Source organism: Anaeromyxobacter sp. SG64 (assembly GCF_022690745.1).
Classification (GTDB): Bacteria; Myxococcota; Myxococcia; order Myxococcales; family Anaeromyxobacteraceae; genus Anaeromyxobacter; species Anaeromyxobacter soli.
Genome location: NZ_JALCZB010000185.1, coordinates 1 through 2,431 on the forward strand (window position 1 = coordinate 1; position 2,431 = coordinate 2,431).

Annotated in this window: 4 protein-coding genes; all 4 read left to right on the forward strand. The window is 78.9% G+C overall.

Going from position 1 to position 2,431, the window contains the following annotated elements; all coding sequences use genetic code 11:
* The coding region (locus tag MNZ29_RS23920; protein ID WP_242357097.1) for an FAD-binding protein at positions 1–241 on the forward strand (241 nt) is incomplete at its 5' end.
* Between the two features lie 2 nt (positions 242–243).
* Positions 244–687, forward strand: coding sequence for a 4Fe-4S dicluster domain-containing protein (locus MNZ29_RS23925; RefSeq protein ID WP_242341578.1), 444 nt, complete (start codon positions 244–246; stop codon positions 685–687).
* 92 nt (positions 688–779) lie between these two features.
* Complete coding sequence (locus MNZ29_RS23930; protein ID WP_242341577.1) at positions 780–1,706, forward strand: diacylglycerol kinase family protein; 927 nt, start codon at positions 780–782, stop codon at positions 1,704–1,706.
* 39 nt (positions 1,707–1,745) lie between these two features.
* Positions 1,746–2,431, forward strand: a 686-nt coding sequence (locus MNZ29_RS23935; RefSeq protein ID WP_242357098.1) for a hypothetical protein, incomplete at its 3' end; no start/stop codon positions are given.

Here is a 2,431-nt window from a genome sequence, read left to right on the forward strand (position 1 = left end):
CGCGTCGCTCACGGGCGCGGCGCGGGTCGGGCCGCAGCCGCTCCTCTCCGCGGGGCTGCGGGTGGACGCGAGGCTCCGGCCGCTCGACGCCCGCGGGCGCCCCGCCGCCGAGGGGCTCCACGCCGCGGGCGCGGTCGTGGGCGGCCACGAGCACGCGAGCGACGGCACCGGCCTCGGCGTGGCGATCCTGACCGGCTATCTCGCGGGGCGCGCGGCGGCGCGGCCCGGGGGAGGGGAGTGACCTTGGCGACGCGGGCCGGCGCGCTCTCGTATCTCGCCTGGCGGGCGCTCGTCGCGCACCCGCTGCGGCGGCTCTTCCGCCGGCGCGGGACGGGGCTCGAGCGCTTCCGGGCGGCGTACGTCGCGGAGGGGCTCGGGCCGACCACGCCGGAGGACCGCGCCGTCGGCGAGGCCGCCTCCGCGTGCGTCGCGTGCGGCCTGTGCGAGCTCGGGTGCGAGCTCGCGGGGGCCGTCCCGGCGGTGCGCGCGCTCGGGCTCCACGCGGCGTTCCGGCTCTACTCGCGGAGCGCCGCCGGGCTCCCGCTGGCGGCCGCCGCGCTCGAGGCGTGCGCGGGCTGCGCGGGCTGCGACGCGCTCTGCCCCACCGGCGTGCCGATCGCGCGGATCGTCCGCCACCTGCGCGCGAAGGCCCTCGCCGGCCGGGACCCTCCCGTGCGCGAGGGGTGAGGCGTGGACGCGGGCCGCCTCCTGCCGCAGCGCGGCAAGCAGCCTGCGACGCGGCGGCGCGCGCCGGCCGCTCGCCTGTTATCCTCACGCACGTGAAGCCCTTCCTCGTCGTCAACCCTCGCAGCGCCGCCGGCCGCACGGGCCGCCACTTCGACGCCATCGCGCGCGCGGTCCGCGCCGAGGTCGGCGAGTTCGAGTGTGCCTTCACGGTCGCCCCGGGCGACGGCGCGCGGCTCGCGCGCCAGGCGGTCGCCGCGGGGGCGGGGCTCGTGGTCGCGGTCGGCGGCGACGGCACGGCGAGCGAGGTCATCGACGGGCTCGTGGACGGCGGGGTCGCCTCCCCGGCGCACGTCGTGTTCGGCTACATCCCGCGCGGCACGGGAGGGGACCTGCGCAAGACGCTCGGCATCGGGGCCGGCGTGACCGCCGCGGCGCGCGCGCTCGCCTGCCCGAAGGTGGCGGTGTGCGACCTCGGCCGCATCACCTTCGCCGCGCACGACGGGACGACGCGGGTCGCCCACTTCGCGAACGTCGCCGGGTGCGGCATCTCCGGCGAGGTCTCGCGCCTCGTGAACCAGGGGCTGCGCCTCCCGAGCGGCAAGCTCTCGTTCATGCTCGCCTCGGCGCGCGCGCTCGTCGGCTGGGCCGATCCGCTGGTCCGCTGGCGCGTCGACGGCGGCGAGTGGACCCAGCAGCGGATCACCGCGCTCTCGGTGTGCAATGGCAGCTTCTTCGGCGGCGGCATGCGGGTGGCCCCGGACGCGAGGATGGACGACGGGCTGTTCGACGTCGTGATCTGGTCCGGCTTCGGCATCGCCGACTTCGTCACGAAGAAGCGCATGCTCTACGACGGCACCCACGTGCGGCTCCCGAACACCCGCGTGCTGCGCGCGCGGACCGTCGAGGTCGAGCCCGTGGGCGACGCGAGGGTCCTGCTCGACGTGGACGGCGAGGCGCCGGGGACGCTGCCGGCCCGGTTCGAGATCCTGCCGGGGGCGCTCCGGATCCGGGTGGGGTAGTCGCCTCACGGTGAACGGGCGCGTGCTTACCCTCGCGCCATGGTCCCAGCGCTCGCCCTCCTGCTCCTCGCCCTCGTCGGGTCCGGCCCGGCCGGGGACGCCCCGGCCGCCTCGCCTTCGCCGGCGGCCGTTCCTGCCGGCGCGCCGGCGCGCCTCACCCTCCCGGAGGACGTGAAGCGGCTCTGCGCCGCGCTCGCGCCGGTCGAGCGGCTCCGTCCGAAGGGCGACGCGGTGGCGCGCGGCGACGCGGAGCGGGCGCACGACGTCGCGCGCGGTCGCGCCCTCGCCGGGCGGTACGAGGCGATCGTGCCGGCAGGGAAGCTCGAGCTCGCCTACGACGCGGGCGCCGGCACGCTCGGCCTCGCCGAGCCGGCCCAGCTCCCGATCGCCGACGGGACGGCGCGCCTCTGGCCCAGCGAGGACCCGGGTCTCCCCGTCGAGGTGGACGCCGCGACGGCGCGCCGGCTCATCGAGGCGCAGCGCGCCGGCCGGCTCTCGCTCGGGCTCGAGTTCGCGCTCCCCGACGACGCCGCCTGCGGCGTGGGCGCCCGCGGGACTCGCTTCACCCTCCCGGTCGAGCCGGTCGCGTGGCGCTGGACGAACGGGGAGACGGTGATCGCGGCGGGCGGCGCCGCGGCGGAGCGGCCCCTCGCGTCCGCCGCGGCCGGCGCGACGCCGCGCGTGACCGTCGGCGCCCCGGTCGCAGGTCCCGCCGACGCGCGCCG